This is a genomic window from Lacinutrix neustonica (assembly GCF_026625145.1).
In the GTDB taxonomy this organism is placed as follows: domain Bacteria; phylum Bacteroidota; class Bacteroidia; order Flavobacteriales; family Flavobacteriaceae; genus Lacinutrix; species Lacinutrix neustonica.
Window position 1 is genome coordinate 558,241 of record NZ_CP113088.1, and the last position, 18,540, is coordinate 576,780.

The following is an 18,540-nucleotide window of genomic DNA, read 5'->3' on the forward strand; positions in this document are numbered from 1 at the left end:
GGTATTAGTTACTACTTCTTAAAATTTTCCAAACCATTTTTCAACCACTCTAAATACTCATCTTCATTGGGTGTGTAAGCAGTGGTGTGGTTTAGCAATTCCATATCATGATTTAATAATACATAAAAGGGTTGCGAATTGTTTTGGAAATTCACTGTTTGTAGGGTGGCCCATTGATCACCAATGGTTTTAATTTTCTTAACTAAACCATTGGCTTTTATGTATTTGAATTGCTCTGCTTCGGGCAATTCTTTTCTATCATCGACGTATAATGAGATGATGATATAGTTGTCATTTAAAATTTGATAGATTTTATCTTGACTCCAAACCTGCTCTTCCATCTTTCTGCAGTTTACACAGGCATACCCCGTAAAATCCAGCATAATAGGTTTATTTTGCTCTTTTGCAGCTGCTATGCCTGCTTCTAAATCCTTATAACAGTTGAGACCTAATGGACATTCTGAATCCTTTTCATATAAACTATAAGGCAGTGGCGGCGGGAAACCGCTCAACAGTTTCAAATTCGCATACTTTGTATTGGTTAATCCTGGAATTAAATACACAACAAATGCTGCCACTAAAAAGATAAAAGCGCCTTTACTAAAGCTTATTTTTTTGAAAGGGCCATCGTGTGGAAACTTGATTTTTCCCAATAAATAAAGCAACAAACCAATTCCAATGATGATCCAAAGGCCAATAAATACCTCTCTTGGTAAAATGCCCCAGTGTTTTACTAAATCGGCATTCGATAAGAATTTTAAAGCCAGTGCTATCTCGATAAAACCTAACACCACTTTTACTGTATTTAACCAACCACCGGATTTTGGCAATGAGTTTAACCATTTCGGAAACATGGCAAATAATGTAAATGGTAAAGCCAAAGCCAAACCAAAACCACTCATTCCCGCTGTTAATTGCATCGCTCCTCCATCGCTTGTTAGGGAACTTCCTAACAGCGTACCCAAAATAGGTCCAGTACAAGAAAAGGAAACAATGGCAAGCGTCATGGCCATAAAAAAGATACCTATAATACCACCAATACTATTCGCTTTATTATCTAAAGCGGCACTCCAAGAATGTGGTAAGGTCAATTCGAAATACCCAAAAAACGAAAACGCAAAGGCAATGAATATGACAAAGAAAATAATATTTAAAGTCACATTCGTTGAAATGTTATTTAGTATTTCCGGATCTAAAGAGTCTAATACATGAAAGGGTAAACTGAGTAAAACGTAGATTAAAAAGATAAAGAAGCCATAGAGTATTGAATTGGCCAAGCCTTTTTTAGAATCGCTAGCACTTTTAGTAAAAAACGAGACGGTCAAAGGTATCATAGGAAACACACAAGGTGTTAACAAGGCGATTAACCCCCCTAAAAAGCCCAAAAAGAAAATGGTAAAATTACTCTTCTTAGCGATAGCTTCCTTTTTGTAATTATCCCAACCGGTGACCCCTAGGTTTAACGCTTCAGATTTCGCCTGACTCGCTGCATCTAATCCTATAACCTCTGTACGTTGTGCTTGGCCGTCTAGAGAGGTATTAAACTCGAAGACCGTGGGTGCTAAACACTTTTCGTCATCACAGGCTTGATAGAATACTTCTGCGGTAATGCTTTTTAATTCAGGGTTTAATATTTTAAAGCGTTGTTTAAAAATGGCTTGGTTTTCAAAATAACGCACCTCCATTTGAAACGCTTGTTCAAATACCGTTTTGGTTTTAGACTCAGAGGTCTCTCCTAGTAACACATAGTCTTCTGAATCTTCAAAAGTGAATGCCGTAGGAATGGGCCCCATGTCTTCGCCTTCTATTTGCGAGTAAAAATGCCAATGGTCATCAATTAACCCCGTATAAATAATTTCATATTCTGTCTCTGAAATTTTCTTAGCTTCCGAGGTCCATTTTACTGGATCTATAATATTAGATTGTTTTTTAGGAGCCGTTGCGGGTAAATTAAACGTTACCAATTCACTTTCAAAAATACACATTTTATCATCACAGGCCTGATAAGAGATTTCGGCCTCAATGGACGTGATACTAGGGTTTAAAATTTCAATTTTTTGTGTAAAAGTCGCTTCGCTATCAAAATACGTAAGATCCATTTGAAAGACCTTATCAAATTTGGTGATACTTTTGCTCTCTTGTGCTTTACCTATCAATTTAAAATCATTTGTTTTTGACAATGAATCGTAAATAAATTCGGTAGGAATAGCGCCGCCTTCTGGTAAATTTTGAGAATATAGATGCCAATGCGACTCTATGTCAGCGGTATAGATTAAATTATATTCTGTGTTAGACACTTTATCTACCGAAACATTCCATTTTACAGGTTCTAACACTTGTGCTGAAATGGAGTTAATAAAAAATAAAACGAATAAGAGTAGATTTAAGAGATACTTCATTTCTGAAAGCTGATTTTTAATAGTTTACGGGTTTGTTTAGTGACTTTAAAACGGTCGTCTGCCCGATGATTGATGACCCAAATGATGTCGTCTTGCGAACACAATAACAGACATTTTTCTTTATCTAGCAAAGATAGCTTTTCGTCTTTAAAGAACTTACTCAACTTTTTCTTGCCTTGCATCCCCAGCGGACAAAAATAGTCGCCTTTTTTCCAATGTCTTACTATTAAAGGAAATTTTAACGTTTGTGCATCGACATAGATCTCATGCTTTCCTGGAACAGCGCGTGTTTCAACCTCCTCAAAAAACAAAAGACCCTGCTCGGTTTCTATCGTTTTATCTTCGGAAGTGATAAGAATATCGTTTGGAGTGTCTTCAGAAACTAAAGCCGTTAAAATCAACGTGCCCCTATTTTTTAGTAATTTGTGTGTGGCAGAATAGACCTGTTTTCCACTTTGAGCGGTTAATAAGCTTTCGACATCATTCCATTCTGAGAAGCCGTAGGCTTTAAACACTTCAAATAAGTAAGCTTTAGGATTATTTAATTTTATAAATGCCTCAATATTATAGACTATCGCATGTTCATCCATACTTTTTATGGCACGTTTTAAAACTGCAGCAACACTTTCTTCAACAATATCTGCTGTATCATTTAAATGACTAATGGTCTGCGCTATATTTTGAAGTAATTGCGGGTTGATTTCTTTCAATATTGGGATTACCTCATGCCGGAGCTTGTTTCTTAAATACTTAGTAGAAGCATTACTACTATCTTCCCGCCATTTTATATCTTGGGTTTTAGCATAGGTTTCTAATGTTTCCCTCGAGTATTTTAATAAAGGACGCACGATATTGCCATTAATTTCAGGAATTCCAATGAGACCGTCAATACCGGTACCCCGTGTTAAGTTAATGAGCAAGGTTTCTAAATTATCATCGGCATGATGTGCGGTAAGAATGTAATCAAATTTAAGTTGTGCCGCTACATCTTGAAACCACTCATATCGTAACTCCCGGGCAGCCAATTGAATAGACACTTTATGCGTTTCCGCATAAGTTTCCGTTTCGAAATGTTGAATAAAGACTTCTAAATCTAAAGCATCAGCCAAGTCTAATACAAAAGCTTCATCTGCATCACTTTCTCGGTCCGCGTAAATTAAAATTGCAATGTGCTAATGAGATCTTTAGCTTTAATTCATGACATAAATGGGTAAGCACTACACTGTCCGGACCGCCGTAAATAGCAATTAAAATTCTACTTCCTTGTAAAAAAGACAAGCTATTATTTATATGATGTTGAAACGCTTTAAGCATGACACAAATTTAGTGTTTGTCCAACCATTTTACTATCGTTAGTAGCATTTCTTCGGCACAGACATCATGATGTAACTCGTGATACCCGTTGTCGTACAATTTTAACTCTGCACCATGGGCTTGGTTAGTAAAATCTACTGAACCTTTATAATCAATAATTCTATCGCCTGTTCCATGGGTAACTAAAATGGGAATCTTAAGCTTATAGGCATTGGCAATTGCATATTCACCAGCGTCAATGACAGGAAACAGATACATAGGACTAATTTTGCCGTGAATTAAAGGGTCTTCATGATAGCGTTTTACTTCCGCGGGAATGCTTGATATTGCTGATTCTTCAATAGCACTAGGCAAGGTCACCGATGGGGCTAATTTAAGCATTAATTTACCCAAAGTCACCTTCCATTTTGGTGGTTGGAATGCTAAGCGTAGAAACGGGCTTGTCGCCACAATGGCTTTAATATCTGGTTGCTTCCTTAGGGCATAGTTAATAACAATATTCCCACCTAAACTATGACCATAGAGAAATACTGGAACCTCTCGGAAATAGTGTTTTTGCTTTTTCTATAACGCTCTCTAGGCTCTCCAATAGTGCTTCATAGCTAGGACAATGCCCGCGTTTTCCATGAGACTTTCCATGACCGAATTGATCAAAGGAGACCACCGCATACTTGTTTTTTAAAAAATAAGGCACTACAGCTTCTTCATAACGGCCAGTAATGTTCGCCCATACCATGCACCAAAAGAACGACGCCTTTTGCTTTTTCCGAGTCCAGTATTGACCAAATAATTCTACATTTCTAATATTAAAAGTGAAGGTGTTTTTCATAGTTACTCTTTTATCTTCCGGCTTTTCTCTTTTACCACGTACTTATAACCTTATTAACTCTCCGGAACCTCCCGCATCGCCTTTGCCTTCACTAAGCATTCTTCGTATTCCTTTACCGGATCGCTTTTAGAAGTAATGGCACCACCTACAGAATAGGATACATATTTTTCTATGTCGTTATACAAGATGCTTCTAATCACCACGTTAAAATCAAAATCGTCATCAGGTGTGATGTAACCCACGGCTCCCGAATAGAGTCCGCGTTTGGTTTCTTCAAGGCTTTCTATGATTTGCATGGCGGATATTTTTGGTGCTCCAGTCATACTTCCCATAGGAAACGTAGTTTTAATGATGTCAATAGGATTGGTGTTTTCTTGAACCTTAGAAACTACAGTAGAAATCATTTGATGAACTTGATTAAAACTATAAACGTTACAAAGTTCTTCCACGATCACACTTCCTTTTATTGCCGTATGTGATAGATCATTTCTTACTAAATCTACGATCATGACATTTTCACTGCGTTCTTTTTCATCGAAAGCCAACTCATGTTTTAGCAAATTATCTAAAATGATGTCCTCTTCCCGTTTTGCGGTTCCTTTTATAGGTTGAGAAATAACTTTTTTACCTTCTTTTCTTATATACCGTTCCGGTGAGGCAGACATTAAATATCTATTTCCCATTTTTAAATAAGTGGCAAAGGGAGGATTAGAAATGGCGTTGAGTTTATTATAGGTATCAAGAGGATCAATACTTGTGTCTTCCGCATAGAACTCTTGACAAAAATTAGCTTCATAAATATCTCCTCTATGTATATGAGAGAGCATCGTCTTTACTTTCTCCATGTAGTCGTCTTTATGAATTCTCAGCCTTATTTTTATATCGTTTTTAGTGACCGCTTTTTTTTCTGTATGGTAATTCCTGATAAGCTCAAAATCATTTTCCAGCTCCTCTGCAACCCCATTTAAATACAAGATTTCAATGTCATTCCCTTTGAATAAAAAAATCTTTTTAGGTTGAAAGAAATACAGGTCCGGAAAATGCAAACCATCAAAATTATTGGATTCTAGAGCCTCTACATCATTTTTAAGGTCATAAGTTAAGTAGCCAAAAATCCAGTCTTTAGTTAGCGCTTGATATTCTTTCAAGGTATTAAAAGCGTCTAAATAATCTGTTTGTATTGCGGTAAAGGCATCGACAGCCAATACAGCATCATAGCTGGAGTAGTTTTGCTCATAATGATTAGAGTCCAACCGGACCACATCATCAAATTGTTGGGCCCAAGCTAAGAGGTTTTGCTTGAAACTATCGCTATTCTTTAATGTATGTGTTTGCTGTGTTCTCAATATCACGAAATGAATGGTAAAGTTAGTGAGAATTGATAAAAAATGGGCTATTTTAGTTACATAGTTATTGAATCCAGTAAACATGTATACCTTATCTAATGCGCTTTTAAAAATAGCGGTCAACCCAATTGGAGCAGAACTTTGTCGTATTGCTTCCGTAAAAAATAAAAATGAATTTATGTGGGACGCCAACCCTGATATTTGGGGTAGCTTTGCCCCTAATCTTTTCCCTATAATTGGTACTTTAAAAAATGAGGAATATATTTATAAGAATGAGACCTATACCCTGCCGAAGCATGGTTTTATTAGACATTCTAAAGATATAAAATGCATCTCTCAAACGAGTACTTCTCTTATTTTTAGTTTAAAACACAATAAAAAATTATTAGAATGGTATCCTTTTAAATTTGAATTCTTAATAACCTATACCCTTCACAGTAATGCACTAGAGATTCTTTATACCATCAAAAATTTAGACAAACAAACCATTTATTTTTCTGTTGGTGGCCATCCCGCTTTTAAATGCCCCTTATACGCTGGTGAAAAATATTCAGATTACAGTCTCGTGTTTGAAAAAGAAGAAATTTCAAAAAGCTATTTATTGAATAAAAAAAACGGTTTACTAACAGACCAAACTAAAGCGGTTTTCGACACCCCAAAAAACATTACTTTAAAACCCGATTTATTTAATAATGACGCACTTATTTTAAAGGATTTAGCCTCAAGATCAGTGGCTTTAGTAAGTAAAAATAATGGAGAAATACTCACTGTTTCTTTTAAAGAATATCAATACTTAGGTCTTTGGGCAAAACCAAACGCCCATTTTGTATGTATTGAGCCCTGGTTGGGTATTACAGATCATGAGAATACAACAAAACAACTCATAGAAAAAGAAGGTATAATAGCCTTACCCATTGATGAAAGCTTCGACGCAAGCTATACGATACAAATACATGAGAGTCATTTAGCGTAAACAAAATAATAGTAGTAATTTTGCAATCTAAATAATTATTGTGAATTTCAGAGACTTAAATTTAAACACCCCATTATATAATGCGCTTGACGACCTAGGTTTTACAACACCTACTCCTATTCAAGCGGAAGCGTTTAGTGTTGTTGCCAGCGGCAAAGATATGGTTGGTATTGCACAAACGGGTACAGGAAAAACCTTTGGCTATATGCTTCCCATTTTAAAGCATTTACCATTTTCTCAACAGGAAAATCCCCGTGTCTTGGTTTTAGTGCCTACACGTGAATTGGTGGTTCAGGTTGTGGATGAGATTGAAAAGCTCTCAAAGTATATTAACACCCGTGTATTAGGGGTTTATGGTGGCACCAATATTAATACACAAAAACAAGCCATTGCACAAGGGGTCGATATTTTAGTAGCCACACCAGGACGACTATACGATTTAGCTTTGAGTCGCGTGTTACAATTGAAATCCATTCAAAAATTAGTTATTGATGAAGTCGATGTTATGCTGGATTTGGGGTTTAGACATCAATTGATAAATATTTTTGATATCCTGCCGGAACGTCGCCAAAATATTATGTTCTCTGCAACCATGACTAAAGATGTGGAGTATTTAATTGACGATTTCTTTATCGCACCAGAAAAAGTGTCGATTGCCACTTCGGAACACCCTTAGAAAACATTAAGCAAGAACGTTACGACGCTCCAAATTTCTATACCAAACTCAATTTATTAAAACACTTACTTCAAGACGAAGAAACCTTTAATAAAGTATTGATTTTTGTGGCCTATAAAAAAATGGCGGATCGCCTATTTGAGGCCTTAGAAGAAGAATTTAAAGAAGAACTTTGTGTTATTCACTCTAACAAAACACAAAATTACAGATTGCGTAGTATTGAACAGTTTCGTGAAGGTTTTAACCGTATCCTAGTAGCGACAGATGTTATGGCTCGTGGACTGGATATTGACAATGTGTCTCATGTCATCAATTTTGATACCCCGAGACTACCCCGAAAATTATATGCACCGTATTGGTAGAACCGGACGTGCAGAACGAGAAGGTCGTGCTTTGGTATTATCAACCGAAAAAGAACAGCAAGCGTTACAAGACATAGAAGCGCTAATGGACATGAAAATTCCATTATTAGATTTGCCTAAACAGGTTGAAGTTTCCAAAGAATTGATTGAGGAAGAGCGCGAAGTTATTAGAGAACGTAACAATCCGCACAAGAGAAAGAAAAATGATGAAGAACCTGGTGCTGCTTTTCATGAGCGATCAGAAAAAAATTCAAAAGAAAATTTAGGCGGTTCTTACAAGTTTAAAATTGCGGCTAAGTACAAAAAGCCAAAAACGAAGGGGGACAAAAATTACAACAAAAGAAACAAGAAAAAATAACTATGTAACTCCCAGTGTTTAAACTTTTTAAGTAAAACATCGATAGATTTACCACCTTTATCTAAAAACTTGCGTTTCGTATACGAATATCGATCTAATTAATTAGATTTAAATATGCAAACGGTTCATAACATACTTTCGAACAACAAATTATATCCGAGAGGATTCTAATTTTATTAATCGCTTGGTGAATAATAACTGGGTGCTTGTTAATGAGATTAAACAAACCAAGACCGTTTATAATTTCTTTGCAGACAATTTACTCACGATTTCCACAGATGGTGCTGTTGCACAAGCGAAATGGCATTATGTAAACCCGTAATATATTAGAATTACCAGTAACAATGAAATAAACGTCATTAAAATTAGTTTTAGAGATGATGATATTTTAACCTTAGATATCGACAGGCGCTCCAAGGCGTTAGCTGTTTTTATTAATGAAAGCAAAAGCAACAGCCCTCTAAATTCCCGAGATGCCATCACTGAATTTTTACATAAAAAGTACATTAATAAAGCCGTAACAATCATTTACAATCACGAATACTATTACATTGAAAACTCCATTGAGTATGGCCCCTTTACTGCAAAGCAATTAATAGATAGAGCAGAAAATGAGCGTATTAGTTCACACTGTTTTATTCGTGAAACCCAAGATGACGATTATAGTAAAAGATTACGTATTCGAGATTTAATCGAAGCTATTTAAACAGTTTTCCTCAGACTTTATATAACAAACAAAAAGCGCCTCTAATAAATTAGAGGCGCTTTTTCGTGGTAAAATAAAAGTGTTATTCTTTTAGTATCCCTCTTAAAATTAATATCCCTATTCTAGAAATAACAAAGGTAAAAAGCCCGAAAGTTGCAGTTAGCAAAGACACTTTGAGACCTCCAGCCAACACTCTTGAATCAATATTAGCGATAGATTGAATGACATCAAAGGCTTGGATAAGCCCTAATACAGAGCCTAAAAAACCAAGCGTCAAGCCTAAAAGACTTGCATCTGTTGCTAAACTGATCATTTTTATAGAAACGGCTTCATCTTTCTTTACATTTAAAAAACCTTTAATGATAAAGAAAACAGAAAGTAAAAGTGACACTAAAATAAGTGACATAAATAATGGTCCGCCTTCGACGAAGCGATTTGAAACTAATAATACATTCATAATTGTTAGGTGTTTTGATTAAGATGATTCAAACTTAGTGCGAATATCACATCAAAAAAATAAAATGCGGCAAACGACGGGTTTAGTAAGCGATTAAACAAACGGCCAAAACAATTGCTAAACGCGTCATTCGTCTATAAAACATGAAATACCTTCAAAAATATGTTATTATTGTAAGAGTTTTATAATTCATGCTAGAAAAGAGATTCTTATTTAAAAAACTGGTGCAGCTACTATCACATAGTGTGTTTTGGTGTATCGTACTATTATTTTTTACGTATTTTTTTGGAACCGATAGTAAAAATTACCATAACGTACTCGCATTTTCTCTGTTCTTAATGCCCATTACTATTGCGACTACGTATGTTTCTATATATAAACTAATACCGAGTATTTAGTCACTAAACGCTATTTTCTATTTGCTGTTTACAGCTTATACACGCTAATCATCTCGGCGTATTTAATCATGCTTTCTATCTTTTTTAGTTTGATTTATTTGTCAAATTTTAAACATGACCAAATGAATCCCATCACTAAAAACTTATTGTTTGTAATGACAGGCGTTTACTTGATAGTTGTTGTGGTTAGCGCTTTTAAATTATTAAAATTAAACTTAAAAAATAGTACAAAAGCGAATCTATTAGAAAAGAAAATTTTAGAAACGCAGCTCAAATTAAAAGAACAGGAATTGCATTATTTAAAGATGCAAATTCACCCCCATTTTTTATTCAATACCTTAAACACCATGTACGGTTTTGCCTTAAAGAAAGCAGATGAAACCCCGTAAATGATTTTAAAACTTTCCAATCTATTAGATTATCTGCTTTATCAAGCGGATAAACCTTTTGTGAGTTTAACAGAGGAAATAAATCATATAAAAGATTACATCGCTCTAGAACAATTGCGCTTTAACGACCGGTTGAACGTATCTTTTACTTCAAAAACAGGCGTGGGAACACCCCAAATTTCACCTATGTTATTTTTACCGTTTGTTGAAAATAGTTTTAAACATGGGTTTATTAAAAATGGAACACTCAAGATAGACATTGCTATCGCCTGTGAAGACGAAACCATAGTGTTTCATATAAAAAACACCTCCCATAATACAACGAATAGCAAGCATGGTATTGGTTTAGAGAATATAAAAAAGCGTCTTGAATTATTGTACAAAGACCATTACGAATTAAAAATCACAGAGGGGAATACGTGCTTTGAAGTCACACTGAGCCTAAACATTAAAAGATTAGAAGCCCATGTCTAATACAATAAAATGTATTATAGTAGATGATGAAAAAATGGCCGGAGAAATCATTGCCACACATGTATCTAAAATAGATGCTATAGAAATCGTTAAAAGCTGCAGCAATGCTATTGAAGCATTTAATTGCATTAATACGCATAACATAGATTTAGTGTTCCTTGATATCAATATGCCGGAGATTTCGGAATCGCCTTTGCAAAATCTATAAATAAGCATATCAAGGTGATTTTTACTACGGCATATCGGGATTATGCTGTGGAAGGTTTCGAACTGCAAGCCGTTGATTATTTACTGAAACCCATTGCCTTTGAGCGATTGTTAAAAGCTGTAAATACTTATTTTGAAGTCTACAATACTTACAAAGAAGACGCGATCCAAGCTCATAAGGTCAGTGATTTTATGTTTGTGCGTTCAGACAGACGTATGATCAAAATTGATTTTAATATTATTGTTTACATTGAAAGCTATAGCGATTACATCAAAATTCATTTAGCAACAGAAACTATAATTACTAGAGAAACCATTAGTACCATTGAGGCTAAATTACCAAAGCCGAATTTATGCGTATTCACCGTTCGTATATTATTTCTATAAAACATATCGTTTCTTTTACCAATGAGCATATTAACATCATTGAGAAAGCATTACCTATCAGTAGGAGTTACAAAAAAGAGGTCTTATCTGTTTTAGAACAATATGGTTAATAGTCTTTGTCTTTGTCTCTATCTCAAACGCGTACTTATTATAAATAAAAAGCGAGTCCTAGGACTCGCTTTTTATTTATAACGCACCCTTCAACTAGTGAAGAGTGCTCTTTTTATTTTTTTGTTACACATGTAAAGCACGATCATCCGTTGCGGCTAAAGCGGCTTCTTTTACTGCTTCTGCAAAGGTAGGATGTGCATGAGACATACGTGCAATGTCTTCGGCAGAGGCTCTAAATTCCATCGCCACTACGGCTTCTGCAATTAAATCGGCACAACGTGCACCAATCATGTGTACACCCAAGACTTCATCTGTTTTCTCATCGGCTAAGATTTTTACAAATCCGTCAATATCCATACTGGCTCTACTTCTTCCTAAAGCACGCATTGGGAAAGATCCCACCTTATACTTTACGCCTGCTTCTTTTAGTTCTTCTTCTGTTTTACCAACAGCAGCGACTTCGGCCAAGTGTAAACGACTCCTGGAATTAAATTGTAATCAATATGTGGTTTTTGACCTGCAATTATTTCAGCAACCATAGTGCCTTCTTCAGACGCTTTATGTGCGAGCATCGCCCCTTTAACCACATCTCCAATAGCATAAATATTTTTAATATTGGTTTGTAAATGATTGTTAGTTTCTACTTGCCCCCGGTCTGTTAATTTAACCCCTGCAGCTTCAGCATTTAATCCCTCTGTGTAAGGACGACGCCCTACAGATACCAAACAATAATCTCCTTTAAATGTGACTTCTTCACCCTTTTTATTATCGGCTTTCACGATGACTTCGTCTCCAACACGCTCCACAGACTTCACCTTATGGGAGACTTCCATCTTAAATTTCGCCTTCTTAAAAACTTTATTTAATTCTTTAGAAAGTGAGGCATCCATGGTTGGAATAATACGATCCATATATTCTACAATGGTAACTTCTGCACCCAAGCGTTTGTACACCTGACCTAATTCTAATCCAATAACACCGCCGCCAATGACAATCATGTGTTTTGGGATTTCTTTAAGTTTTAAAGCTTCCGTAGAGGTAATTATTCTTTCTTTATCTATAGTTATAAAAGGTAAACTCGAAGGCTTAGATCCTGTTGCAATGATGGTGTTTTTAGCTTCGATTTCAGTAGCATCCTTACCCGTGATTTTAATATGTGTCGCATCGACAAAACTCCCAACCCCTTGGTATACATCAATTTTGTTTTTCTTCATTAAGAATTCTATACCACCAGTGGTAGTGTCGACAACAGATTGTTTACGAGCAATCATTTGTTTTAAATTCACTTTTACTTCTCCTGGAATGTCAATACCATGTTCTTCAAAGTGTTTTACAGCATCTTCATAGTGATGAGACGAATCTAAAAGTGCTTTACTTGGAATACAGCCTACATTTAAGCAAGTACCACCCAGCGTCGCATATTTTTCTATTAGTGCCGTTTTCATTCCTAATTGTGCGCAACGTATTGCGGCAACATATCCTCCAGGTCCGAGCCAATAATGGCTACATCATATTTACTCATAAGATTTATTTTTGTTTTCTTATACAGGGCGTAAAATTACAAAAATAAATAGCGAAGTCAATGAAAGATTTTTCTTTTAAACCCAATGCAATTTATCTGTTTTTACTTCATTGCACTCATTACCTATTATTTGAAATAAAAAAAACCTGTTTATAATAAATAAACAGGCTTTTTCTTACTAGTACTATATCTTTATATTTCCTCATTACAAGTATAAACCTGAGGACAAGCCATAATTTTATGGCAATAAGCGGGGCCTGTTACCGATCCACTGCAAGAACAACCACATTGTGATGCATTATAACCGCCAGATCCCATAATAGTTCTTTGACTTTCTCTCGGATAACACGTGCATACCTTTAATGTTAAAAATACTACTTTTCATAATTTTTGGTTTTTAATTAATATTAAATTAAATATACGAATAAAAAGTTTAAAAAATTATTACTGTGATTGCACAATTGAAAAAAAAAAAAAAAACAGCCATCTCATAAAAACCAAGACACTTGGTTGGAAACGGCTGCTTAATCAAATAAATTAATTAATAGCGATTATAAATATCAACTAATTCTCTAAAGTGAACAATACTCAATTTGAGTATTTTCAATATCTATATTACAAAAGGCTTTTATTCATTTTTAACATACCTATTAATTCTCCTGTTGAAGAAATCTTCAGTTTTTTTAAAATATTTCTTCTATGAGTGTCCACCGTATGCGAACTTATATTCAATTTTTCTGAAATTTCTTTACTGGAATGGTTTAAAACCAGTAATCGTACAATATCGCGCTCCCTATTACTAATACCATTTTCCAATAATTTTTGAGAAAAGTTATTAAAATAAACGGTATCATACTCCTTTTGTTCATTTAGTAGTTTAGCTGTTGCCGTTATTGGCATTGTAATATTTGAATCTAATACTGTGTAATGTGCCAAACCAATTATGGGTTTCATATCAGAATCGAAAGCAAGAGGCGTCGTGTTTTGAATGATATTAACATAATTATCATTGGCATCTTTAAATCTAAAATTCCAGGTATAATTCGCATATGGTCTCTTGTTTTCGGGAATTTCTTTGAGTGTAAACTCCATTAATTCATTTAATGCGCTTAGCCACACCTCAACATCCTCAGGATGAATTCTACTCCAAAAATAACGCATGCCTTTAGTTTTAAGAATATTGGCATCGATGCCCAAACAAGCATTGAAATTTTTACTGATGTATTCAAAAATTAAATCTTGAGTATTAGTCACGCAAAAAAAAGTAGAACTGTATGGCAGGAATTTATCTAACTCCATGACTTTTTTAATATGGGTTTCAAGCGACGGCTTCTCGTAAGACTCAAAAATGGACTTGTAAGAATCCTTAATCTGGTTATATTTCATAAATTGATTGTGATAGTATTGTCAATTTATAAAAAAAAATTTATTTAAACTAAATTCTTTATTAAGAAGGAAAACCAAGCAGTTCTCCCATTCCAACTGTAAATAACCAACATCCATAAACAGCATGTTCTATGGTAACCAATAGTGTTGATTTCGTCTTATTGAATGTAAAGGCAAATAATAAGCCGCCAAAAAAAGTTATAATAATCACTAAAACATTTCTAAAAAACAAATGTGCTAAACAAAATACGGTGGCATTTAAAAATATAAACACATTCTTATTTTTAAACAGAGATTCATAACGTTGAAAATAAAAAGTGCGGTAAATTAATTCCTGTGGATACACTGAAAACACCGAGTAAACAACCAACAAAACCAACCAAAGTAATGGTTTATTTACAAGTACTTTAAAAAGGTTGGAAGGCTCTAAAAGATAAACAAACACCGTAGTAATAATCGCAATAATGATAAATTTTATAGTGGTTGCTTTAAAAAACAGTTTCCAATGTAGATCCTCTTTTATTTTAAACTTGTTTTTTTCTATTTTAAGCAACACATAAATAACATATATGAAACCTGTAATGCTTAACCCCATTTTAATCCAAACTGGGAAAGAAAGCACAAAACTTATAGGAATTAAAATAAAGAATATAAAAAATTCTGTGAGTTTATAAGTGGTTGATTGCATGTACTAAAGATACAATAATTACAAACTAATAGCCGTGGTATGCTTCACCTCATTAATCATAAACATACTATGTGTACTCCCAATATGATTAATACTCGTTAGCTTACTCACCATAAATTCTCTAAAGGCTTCCATATCTTTTACAAGAACTTTCAATAAATAATCATAGTCCCCACTTATGTGGTAGCACTCTGTAACTTCTTCAAGATTAGTAACCTCTCTTTCAAACTTAACCACATAATCATGCGTGTGTTGCGTTAGTTTAATATGGCAGAAGGCTACAAACGCTTTATTGACCTTATCTTTTTTAATTAATGCCACATACTTATCTATAACCCCGGTTTTTTCTAGTTTTTTAATACGCTCGTATACGGCAGTGACGGATAGATTTAGAGCATTAGATAACTCTTTGTTTGTTTTTTTACTATCCTTTTGTAATAAGCTTATTAGTTTTTTGTCAATGAGATCAAACTGCATAATTGAAAAATTTTCTGTTAAAAATGAATAAACACAAATATTACTTTAAAATAAACTAAAATAAACAAATACCATAGTTTTATATTCCTAAAATATACATAATGATTGACTAATAATCTATAAAAGCCTAGATTTGGCTAAAAAATTAATCAGTTTAATGAAAGATTTTATTGTCATTGGAGGTGGTCAAGCTGGATTATCGATTGCTTACTATTTAAAGGAGCAAAATCAAGATTTTTTGGTTGTTGATGCCAACGCTGAAACTGGAGCACCATGGTTGAAACGCTGGGATTCTCTTAAATTATTTACACCATCAGAATTTAATAATTTACCAGGGTTCCCTTTTCCTCATAAAAAGGGACATTATGCAAGTAAATATGAAGTCGCCCATTATTTAAAAAAATACGTAAGTACCTTTGATATTCCAGTGCGTTATAACGAAAAAATAATCGCTTTAAAAAAAGAAGACAACCACTTTGTTATGTATAGCGAAGACCATGTCTATAAGGCAAAACAGGTTATTGTATCTACTGGTCCTTTTCATACGCCTTTTATACCTCCTTGTCATTCAAAGATTTCAGAAAGCATCTTTCAAATTCATAGTGAGTATTACAAAAATGCCAATCAACTACAAAAAGGTGACACCCTAGTGGTTGGCGCTGGAGATTCGGTGTACAAATTCTCCAAGATATTTCTGAAACAAAAAGAACCGTTTATTTTTCTGGAAACACCAATATATCGACATTACCACAAGAAATTTTAGGAAAAACATTATGGTGGTGGTTTAAAAAAATTGGCTTTTTAACAGTCACAAAATATTCTTGGATTGGTAAAAAACTAGTTTCAGGAAGACAACCGGTAATAGGTACAGATGTTAAAAAATTATTTAAAAAACCAAATATTCATTGCGTAGGTAGAACCTTAGATGCCAATAAAAATGACATTGTTTTTGAAAACAAAACCTTATCTTCTATAAAAAATATTATTTGGGCCACGGGATTTAAACCTAACTTTAATTGGATAGAAAATGAACAAATGGATGCCAATAATTATCCTAAAAACTACAGAGGCGTAAGTACTATTAAGGGACTGTATTACTTAGGATTACCTTGGTTGCACACCAGGAGGTTCTGCTACATTAGGTGGCGTAAAAAAAGATGCCGAATATTTAAGTCAATACATATCAAAAACGGCGCCCGAATTAAACACCGCACAAAAACAAACCACCAAAATACTTGTCTAACATAATATAGTCAAAATGAATAGTAAAAAAGATATATGGCTAAACGATTTACAGCGCAGAAGAGAAAATGGACCTACACTTCACAAAGCTTCCTATTCTGAATGTAAGGATTCTACAAAATCTGTACATGCAGGGCAATACAATGACCCAAATACAGGCGCATTGGGAACTCCCATTTTCCAATGTTCTACATTTTATTTAAATGACGCTTCATATAAAGCCATAGAAGAAGGTCGCGGTAGAGATGAAATGATTTATTCAAGGTATGGAAATCCTTCACAATGGAGTGTTCAAGAAAAACTATCGGCATTAGAACATGCTGAGAGTTCTATCGTTTTTTCTTCCGGAATGGCAGCCATATCTTCCACTTTATTAGCGCTTTTAGACAAAGGAAGTCATGTGGTCTCTTCAAGAGATATTTATGGTGGCACATATAACTTCTTATACGAAGATTTATACCGCTATGGGATGTCTGTAACGTTCACCTCCCCTACCAATATTGAAGCTATTGAAGCCGCCATTCAAGAGAACACAAAAGTGTTATATTTTGAAGCCCTAACCAATCCTTTATTAAAAATAACACCGCTGAGCGACCTTGTTGCTTTAGGAAAAAAATACAATTTAAGAGTCGTAATTGATAATACATTTTTAACACCATATAATGTAAAACCTTTAGATTTAGGTGTTGATTTAGTTGTTAATTCAGCCACAAAATATTTAAATGGTCACTCCGATTTAATTGGAGGTACCGTCTCAGGATCCCGTAAACTTATTGATACTATTTGGCCACAAATGCTTAAAAATGGAGGATCAATGGACCCACACGCCTGTTTTTTATTAGAAAGAAGTTTAAAAACTTTCGCTCTTAGAATGCGCACTCACAATGATAATGCACTTCAACTGGCCTATTTTTTAGAAGCACAGGACACTATTAAAAGAGTTTATTATCCAGGATTACTTTCTCACGACCAATATGACTTGGCTCAATCTCAAATGAAAGGAAAATATTCTCGGAATGATTAGCTTTGAAATTGAAGGAGGCAACGAAAATGCTCATAAATTACTAAGCTACTTAAAATTGCCCAAAGAAGCGACGAGCTTAGGAGGCGTAGAAAGTTTAATCTCGCTCCCCTATAATACCTCACAGGCTTCCTTAACCAAGGAACAACAAAAAAACATAGGCATCAACGAAGGTCTTATTCGTTTATCTGTGGGTATTGAAGATATTGAAGATCTAATAACAGACTTTGAACAAGCAATTAATAACGTATTTAAAAAGGAATTGGTATGTTAAACAACATAAACATCGCTGGATTAAGCGAATTTACTAATGAAGTAAAGGAAAGCACTACAGAAGGACAAGCGGCCTATGGCATTACTCTAGATTGGGTAAGTGGTACTAAAACAAAAGTAAAAACCAAGAATATGGTTTTGGGTCACCATAAAATAATAAGAGATTTCGAATTTATTATAGATGAACCTTCTCAACTATTAGGCGTGAATCATGCTCCTAATCCAGCAGAATACATGTTAGGTGGTTTAGCGGGTTGTATGGCGGTAACTTTTATGGCTGGAGCAACAGCTATGAAGGTGGAGATTAATGAACTAAAAATTGAAATTGACGGAACATTAGATTTAAGTGGCTTTTTAGGAATAGACCCCACTATAAACTCTGGTTTTCCGAATTAAAATTCATTTTTCATGTTAAGGGAAATGGTACACCGGAGGTTTACAACACACTTATTGAACGCGTCATGCAGCACTCTCCTAACTTTAATACTATAAAAAATGAAGTAAGGATGATCGGAGAATTAAAAACAGAGGCCATACTAAATTAA

The 18,540-nt window shown here is 34.5% G+C and carries 16 protein-coding genes and 4 pseudogenes; 10 read left to right on the forward strand and 10 right to left on the reverse strand.

All coding sequences use genetic code 11. From position 1 onward, the window contains the following. Positions 1 to 11 precede the first annotated feature (11 nt). The 5 genes from N7U66_RS03040 to N7U66_RS03060 form a co-directional block, all read right to left on the reverse strand. On the reverse strand, positions 12 to 2,399 hold the full coding sequence (locus tag N7U66_RS03040) for a protein-disulfide reductase DsbD family protein (protein WP_267677272.1): 2,388 nt from the start codon (positions 2,397 to 2,399) through the stop codon (positions 12 to 14). Beyond that, positions 2,396 to 3,508 (reverse strand): tRNA lysidine(34) synthetase TilS, encoded by a 1,113-nt coding sequence (gene tilS, locus N7U66_RS03045; protein WP_313791390.1) that lies wholly within the window; start codon positions 3,506 to 3,508, stop codon positions 2,396 to 2,398. The genes N7U66_RS03040 and tilS overlap by 4 nt, the downstream gene beginning before the upstream one ends. A 214-nt stretch (positions 3,509 to 3,722) precedes the next feature. Beyond that, positions 3,723 to 4,211, reverse strand: a complete 489-nt coding sequence (locus tag N7U66_RS03050) for a serine aminopeptidase domain-containing protein (protein WP_313791552.1) — start codon at positions 4,209 to 4,211, stop codon at positions 3,723 to 3,725. A gap of 13 nt (positions 4,212 to 4,224) precedes the next feature. Next, complete coding sequence (locus N7U66_RS03055; protein WP_267677273.1) at positions 4,225 to 4,542, reverse strand: serine aminopeptidase domain-containing protein; 318 nt, start codon at positions 4,540 to 4,542, stop codon at positions 4,225 to 4,227. A gap of 53 nt (positions 4,543 to 4,595) precedes the next feature. Further along, positions 4,596 to 5,888 carry an anthranilate synthase component I family protein gene (locus N7U66_RS03060; RefSeq protein WP_267677274.1) on the reverse strand — a complete coding sequence of 431 codons (1,293 nt, stop codon included), beginning with the start codon at positions 5,886 to 5,888 and terminating at the stop codon, positions 4,596 to 4,598. A gap of 67 nt (positions 5,889 to 5,955) precedes the next feature. Between N7U66_RS03060 and N7U66_RS03065 the strand changes: the two genes are divergently transcribed. From N7U66_RS03065 to N7U66_RS03075, 3 genes and pseudogenes are all read left to right on the forward strand, one after another. Further along, positions 5,956 to 6,861: an aldose 1-epimerase family protein gene (locus tag N7U66_RS03065; protein WP_267677275.1), complete on the forward strand. Its 906-nt coding sequence runs from the start codon at positions 5,956 to 5,958 to the stop codon at positions 6,859 to 6,861. Between the two features lie 40 nt (positions 6,862 to 6,901). Further along, positions 6,902 to 8,257 (forward strand): annotated as a pseudogene (locus N7U66_RS03070) (DEAD/DEAH box helicase). A gap of 184 nt (positions 8,258 to 8,441) precedes the next feature. After that, a complete protein-coding gene (locus tag N7U66_RS03075; RefSeq protein ID WP_267677276.1) occupies positions 8,442 to 8,579 on the forward strand; it encodes a hypothetical protein in 138 nt (45 codons plus the stop codon). 466 nt (positions 8,580 to 9,045) lie between these two features. Here the strand turns inward: N7U66_RS03075 and N7U66_RS03080 are convergent, their stop codons facing one another. Further along, positions 9,046 to 9,420 carry a MotA/TolQ/ExbB proton channel family protein gene (locus N7U66_RS03080; protein ID WP_267677277.1) on the reverse strand — a complete coding sequence of 125 codons (375 nt, stop codon included), beginning with the start codon at positions 9,418 to 9,420 and terminating at the stop codon, positions 9,046 to 9,048. A 553-nt stretch (positions 9,421 to 9,973) separates the two neighbouring features. Between N7U66_RS03080 and N7U66_RS03085 the strand changes: the two are divergent. The 3 genes and pseudogenes from N7U66_RS03085 (at position 9,974) to N7U66_RS21300 (ending at position 11,385) form a co-directional block, all read left to right on the forward strand. After that, positions 9,974 to 10,681 (forward strand): annotated as a pseudogene (locus N7U66_RS03085) (sensor histidine kinase). Continuing rightward, positions 10,674 to 10,889, forward strand: a complete 216-nt coding sequence (locus N7U66_RS21295; RefSeq protein WP_313791391.1) for a LytR/AlgR family response regulator transcription factor — start codon at positions 10,674 to 10,676, stop codon at positions 10,887 to 10,889. Before N7U66_RS03085 ends, N7U66_RS21295 begins: the two are co-directional and overlap by 8 nt. A 215-nt stretch (positions 10,890 to 11,104) precedes the next feature. Further along, positions 11,105 to 11,385: pseudogene (locus N7U66_RS21300) on the forward strand (LytR/AlgR family response regulator transcription factor). A 124-nt stretch (positions 11,386 to 11,509) separates the two neighbouring features. Here N7U66_RS21300 and lpdA read toward each other — a convergent pair. From lpdA to N7U66_RS03110, 4 genes and pseudogenes are all read right to left on the reverse strand, one after another. Then, positions 11,510 to 12,908 (reverse strand): annotated as a pseudogene (gene lpdA / locus N7U66_RS03095) (dihydrolipoyl dehydrogenase). Positions 12,909 to 13,523: 615 nt separating this feature from the next. Further along, a complete protein-coding gene (locus tag N7U66_RS03100; RefSeq protein ID WP_267677278.1) occupies positions 13,524 to 14,294 on the reverse strand; it encodes a response regulator transcription factor in 771 nt (256 codons plus the stop codon). A gap of 61 nt (positions 14,295 to 14,355) precedes the next feature. Then, positions 14,356 to 14,982, reverse strand: coding sequence for a CPBP family intramembrane glutamic endopeptidase (locus tag N7U66_RS03105; RefSeq protein WP_267677279.1), 627 nt, complete (start codon positions 14,980 to 14,982; stop codon positions 14,356 to 14,358). An 18-nt stretch (positions 14,983 to 15,000) separates the two neighbouring features. After that, a complete protein-coding gene (locus tag N7U66_RS03110; RefSeq protein WP_267677280.1) occupies positions 15,001 to 15,459 on the reverse strand; it encodes an Lrp/AsnC family transcriptional regulator in 459 nt (152 codons plus the stop codon). A gap of 157 nt (positions 15,460 to 15,616) precedes the next feature. Here N7U66_RS03110 and N7U66_RS21305 point away from each other — a divergent pair, with 157 nt between their 5' ends. The 4 genes from N7U66_RS21305 (at position 15,617) to N7U66_RS03130 (ending at position 18,391) form a co-directional block, all read left to right on the forward strand. After that, the gene (locus tag N7U66_RS21305) at positions 15,617 to 16,222 is read left to right on the forward strand and encodes an NAD(P)/FAD-dependent oxidoreductase (RefSeq protein WP_313791392.1); all 606 of its coding nucleotides are present in this window, start codon (positions 15,617 to 15,619) and stop codon (positions 16,220 to 16,222) included. 495 nt (positions 16,223 to 16,717) lie between these two features. Further along, positions 16,718 to 17,725 carry a trans-sulfuration enzyme family protein gene (locus N7U66_RS03120; protein ID WP_267677281.1) on the forward strand — a complete coding sequence of 336 codons (1,008 nt, stop codon included), beginning with the start codon at positions 16,718 to 16,720 and terminating at the stop codon, positions 17,723 to 17,725. Then, positions 17,718 to 17,996 carry a PLP-dependent transferase gene (locus tag N7U66_RS03125; protein ID WP_267677282.1) on the forward strand — a complete coding sequence of 93 codons (279 nt, stop codon included), beginning with the start codon at positions 17,718 to 17,720 and terminating at the stop codon, positions 17,994 to 17,996. Before N7U66_RS03120 ends, N7U66_RS03125 begins: the two co-directional genes overlap by 8 nt. Then, positions 17,990 to 18,391, forward strand: a complete 402-nt coding sequence (locus N7U66_RS03130; RefSeq protein WP_267677283.1) for an OsmC family protein — start codon at positions 17,990 to 17,992, stop codon at positions 18,389 to 18,391. Before N7U66_RS03125 ends, N7U66_RS03130 begins: the two co-directional genes overlap by 7 nt. Positions 18,392 to 18,540: the final 149 nt, after the last annotated feature.